This window comes from Pseudomonas edaphica, assembly GCF_005863185.1.
Lineage (GTDB): Bacteria > Pseudomonadota > Gammaproteobacteria > Pseudomonadales > Pseudomonadaceae > Aquipseudomonas > Aquipseudomonas edaphica.
The window spans coordinates 1-4,841 of sequence record NZ_VBVZ01000488.1; the positions used below are offsets into that span (position 1 = coordinate 1).

The 4,841-nt window shown below is 60.6% G+C and carries 3 protein-coding genes and 1 riboswitch; of the genes, 2 read left to right on the forward strand and 1 reads right to left on the reverse strand.

Features of this window, described 5'->3' with window-relative positions; all coding sequences use genetic code 11:
• Positions 1 to 898: lipid IV(A) 3-deoxy-D-manno-octulosonic acid transferase (gene waaA, locus FEM54_RS24865; protein ID WP_138453473.1), on the forward strand; the 898-nt coding region annotated here is incomplete at its 5' end.
• 136 nt (positions 899 to 1,034) lie between these two features.
• On the opposite strand, the gene FEM54_RS24870 is transcribed toward waaA, so the two are convergent.
• Positions 1,035 to 2,474, reverse strand: coding sequence for a TolC family outer membrane protein (locus tag FEM54_RS24870; RefSeq protein ID WP_026013800.1), 1,440 nt, complete (start codon positions 2,472 to 2,474; stop codon positions 1,035 to 1,037).
• Between the two features lie 196 nt (positions 2,475 to 2,670).
• A riboswitch (TPP riboswitch) is annotated at positions 2,671 to 2,776 on the forward strand.
• Between the two features lie 147 nt (positions 2,777 to 2,923).
• Here FEM54_RS24870 and thiC point away from each other — a divergent pair.
• Positions 2,924 to 4,828, forward strand: a complete 1,905-nt coding sequence (thiC, locus tag FEM54_RS24875) for a phosphomethylpyrimidine synthase ThiC (RefSeq protein ID WP_138453474.1) — start codon at positions 2,924 to 2,926, stop codon at positions 4,826 to 4,828.
• Positions 4,829 to 4,841: the final 13 nt, after the last annotated feature.

Below are 4,841 nucleotides of genomic sequence, written 5' to 3' on the forward strand. Positions count from 1 at the left end.
CGCCGTGATCATGGAAACCGAGCTGTGGCCCAACCACATCCACGCCTGCGCTCAGCGTGGTATTCCGGTAGCGCTGGCCAATGCGCGGCTGTCGGCACGCTCGGCCAAAGGTTATGCACGCTTTGCCAAGCTGACCGCGCCGATGCTGGCCGAGATGAGCCTGTTTGCGGTGCAGACAAAAACCGAAGCCCAGCGTTTTTTGAGCCTGGGCGCACGACCACAAACCGTTGAAGTCACCGGCTCGATCAAGTTCGACCTGACCATCGATCCGCAACTGCCGGTGCGTGCCGCCGCCTTGCGCGAGCAATGGGGCGCCACCGAGCGCCCGGTGTGGATCGCCGCCAGCACCCACGAAGGCGAGGATGAAGTGGTGCTGGCCGCCCATCGCCAACTGCTCGAAAGTTACCCCAACGCGCTGCTGATTCTGGTGCCGCGTCATCAGGAGCGCTTCGGGCCGATGTTCGAGTTGTGCGAGCAACAAGGCTTTGCCACGGTGCGCCGCTCCAGCACTGAACCGGTGACGGCGCAGACCTCCGTGCTGCTCGGTGACACCATGGGCGAGCTGCTATTCCTTTACGCCCTGGCCGACAGCGCCTTCGTCGGCGGTAGCCTGGTGCCTACCGGCGGCCACAACCCGCTGGAACCGGCTGCGCTGGCCAAGCCTGTGATCATGGGGCCACACCTGTTCAACTTCCTCGAAATCAGCGCGATGATGCGTGAGGCCGGGGCGTTGCGTGAGGTGGATGATGCGCAAGGCTTGGCAGAAGCCGTGCGGCAGTTGTTCGAACTGCCGCAGGATGCGCGCAAGATGGCAGAGGCGGGATTGAAGGTGATGCAGGCCAACCAGGGTGCGCTGAAACGCTTACTGGATGGTTTGGACAAACTGCTCAATCACTGAACCAACGCGGACCAAAATGTGGGAGCTGGCTTGCCTGCGATAGCATCAACTGGGCATGTCTGATGTACCGAGTTGCCTGCATCGCAGGCAAGCCAGCTCCCACACAAGCCAGCTCCCACATTGGTTTGTGGTGTGTTTAGTAGCCCGGGCGGGCTTTGAGCTGCTCGGCGGCGGCCTTGGCCAGATCCGGCGGCAGGAAATCCTTGTCCGGGTTGTAGTCAGCCTTGAGGTAACGCGTCAGGTCCTGCAAATCCCCAGGGCTGAGCGTGCCCGCCGCCTGCTTCAAGCGCAGGTTGTCGAGGATGTAGTCGTAGCGGCTGTTGTTGTAGTTGCGCACCGACGAGTACAGCTGGCGTTGTGAATCCAGCACATCGACGATATTGCGCGTACCCACTTGATAGCCGATTTCCGTGGCTTCCACCGCGCTCTGGTTGGAGATGATCGACTGGCGGCGCGCCTGCACCTGTTCCACATCGGTGTTCACCGCGCGGTGCAGATTACGGGTGTTTTCCACCACCTGGCGGCGCAGGCCTTCGCGTTGCTGTTCCGTCTGGTCGAGGCGTGAATAGGATTCGCGCACTTGCGAGCTGGTCAAACCGCCGCTGTAGATCGGGATATTCAGGCGCAGGCCGATGGTGCGCTGAGACACATCACCACCGTACGGCACGGGCAATTGGTTCGGGTTGCTGAAACCCAGCGCGTCGTTGTCGCCTTTTTCGTATTGCGCCACGGCGTCGAGGGTTGGCAGGTGGCCGGCCTTGCGCTGGCGCAGGGTTTCTTCGGCAGCGGTCACGGCGTAGTTGCTGGCCAGCAAGTTCAGGTTTTGGCGGCCGGCGGTTTCGACCCAGGATTTGGCGTCATTCGGCGCCGGTGGCAGCACCGGCAGCGTGTGCACAATGCCCTGGATCGCGTTGTATTGGCGGTTGGTCAGCGTGATCAGCGCCTCAAAGGCGTCGTCCACCTGGCGTTGGGCGACGATGCGGTTGGCGCGGGCGGTGTCGTAGCTGGCCTGGGATTGCAGCACGTCGGTCTTGTCCGATAGGCCTACATCAAAGCGTTCGTTGGACTGGTCGAGCTGGCGCTTGAAGGCGTTTTCTTCGGCCTTGGTCGACGCCAGGTTGTCCTGGGCGCGCAGCACGGCGAAGTAGCTTTCGGCGCTTTGCAGGATCAGGTTCTGTTCAGTCGCCGAGAGTTGCAGCGAAGCTTGTTCGTTGACGGCTTCGGCGGCTTGCAGCTGGAACCAGCGATCAGCGCGGAACAGCGGCTGGCTCAAGGTTGCACGCCAGGAGTGCGCGTCACGGTTGACGGTGGCTGCCGGTTGGTCGATCTGGGTGCGCACGTTATTGCTGTCGGCGCCGGCCGACAGGTTCGGCAGCAAACCGGCGCGAGCCTGGGGCACCACTTCTTTTTGCGCGCCATATTGAGCGCGGGCGGCGGCCAGGTCGGCGTTGTTGTTCACCGCTTCCTGGTAGACGCTGACCAAGTCGGTTTTGGCGGACAAGGGCGCTTCAGCTGCCCAGACCATTCCATTGGTCGCACAAGACACGGCAAGAGCCAGTGAGAGTTTGCGCAGCATGAGGCGATCCCTAGTGTGAATATTACGACTGTAATTAAGCGCCCAAGGCTAAGGCTGGCCATTCCTGGCGTCAAGCATTGTGACGACGCCCGAGTGTAGTGGCGCTGACCCCGCGCAACAATCCCGCAATCACGCCATTCATCACGCTGAATACACCGCTATTGGCAATTTGCCCACACCATGGTCTAGACTGGCCGCGTTCTTGTCGGGGTGCCTTGTTGGAAGGCTGAGATCGGTAAATACCGGATCCCGTTGAACCTGATCAGGTTAACGCCTGCGTAGGGAACAAGATTTCTCGTCACCCGGCGAGTCCTCTTGTGCTTCGTCCGGGATGTTGTTCGACAATCGAACAGCGCTCGTGCCTTGCACAGCACTGGTTTCAGTGCGTCCATCCGTCACAGGTTCGCTCCGACAAAAATCCACCGCCTGGATAAGTTGGAGAGCCCGTGATGAGCACTGAATTAAAAAGCCAAAAATTAAAAAATACCGTGCACCTGAGTGAATCGGCCAAAGTCGACTCCGGCTCCGTGCAGCCGTTTACCCGCTCGCAAAAAATCTACGTGCAAGGCACTCGCCCGGACATTCGTGTGCCGATGCGTGAAATCAGCCTGGACGTGACGCCCACCGATTTCGGCGGTGAAATCAACGCACCGGTGGTGGTGTACGACACCTCCGGCCCGTACACCGACCCCAACGTCATCATTGACGTGCGCAAAGGCCTGGGTGATGTGCGTTCGCCGTGGATCGAAGTGCGTGGCGACACCGAGCGCCTGAGCGGCCTGAGTTCGCACTTTGGCCAACAGCGCCTCAGCGATGCTGAGCTCACCGCACTGCGCTTTGCCCACGTGAAGAACCCGCGCCGCGCCAAGGCAGGTGCCAACGTCACGCAGATGCACTACGCGCGCAAAGGCATCATTACCGCCGAGATGGAATACGTCGCCATCCGCGAAAACATGAAGCTTGAAGAAGCCCGTGCCAGTGGCCTGCTCGACCAGCAGCACGCCGGTCACAGCTTCGGCGCCAGCGTGCCGAAAATCATCACGCCTGAGTTTGTGCGCGAAGAAATCGCCCGTGGCCGCGCGATTATCCCGGCCAACATCAACCACACCGAACTGGAGCCAATGATCATCGGCCGTAACTTCCTGGTGAAGATCAACGGCAATATCGGCAACAGTGCGTTGGGTTCGTCCATTGAAGAAGAAGTGGCGAAACTGACCTGGGGCATTCGCTGGGGTTCGGACACGGTGATGGACCTGTCCACTGGCAAGCACATCCACGAAACCCGCGAGTGGATCATCCGCAACTCGCCGGTGCCGATTGGCACCGTTCCGATCTATCAAGCCTTGGAAAAAGTCGGCGGCGCCGCCGAAGACCTGACGTGGGAGCTGTTCCGCGACACCCTGATCGAACAGGCCGAGCAGGGCGTCGACTACTTCACCATCCACGCAGGCGTGCTGCTGCGCTATGTGCCGCTGACTGCCAAACGCGTGACCGGCATCGTGTCCCGTGGCGGTTCGATCATGGCCAAGTGGTGCCTGGCGCACCACAAAGAGAACTTTACCTACACGCATTTCGACGAAATCTGCGAAATCATGAAGGCCTATGACGTCAGCTTCTCCCTTGGCGACGGCTTGCGCCCAGGCTCGATTGCCGACGCCAACGATGCTGCGCAATTCGGCGAACTGGAAACCCTCGGCGAGCTGACCAAAATCGCCTGGAAGCACGACGTGCAAACCATGATCGAAGGCCCGGGCCACGTGCCGATGCAGTTGATCAAGGAGAACATGGACAAGCAGCTCGAATGCTGCGACGAGGCGCCGTTCTACACCCTCGGCCCGCTGACCACCGACATCGCACCGGGCTACGACCACATCACCTCGGGTATCGGTGCGGCGATGATCGGCTGGTTCGGTTGCGCCATGCTCTGCTATGTCACGCCCAAGGAACACTTGGGTTTGCCGAACAAGGATGACGTGAAGACCGGGATCATCACCTACAAGATCGCCGCGCACGCTGCGGACTTGGCCAAGGGGCATCCGGGCGCGCAGATTCGTGACAACGCCTTGAGCAAGGCGCGCTTCGAGTTCCGCTGGGAAGACCAGTTCAACCTCGGCCTGGACCCTGACACCGCGCGTTCGTATCACGATGAAACCTTGCCGAAGGACTCGGCCAAGGTCGCGCACTTCTGTTCGATGTGCGGGCCGAAATTCTGCTCGATGAAAATTACCCAGGAAGTACGCGAGTACGCCGCCAACCAGCGCATTGAAGCGGTGGACGTGGACGTGGCCAAGGGCTTGGCCGAGCAGGCGGAACGGTTCAAGCAGGAAGGCAGTCAGCTGTACAAGAAGGTCTGACACGCAATTGGAG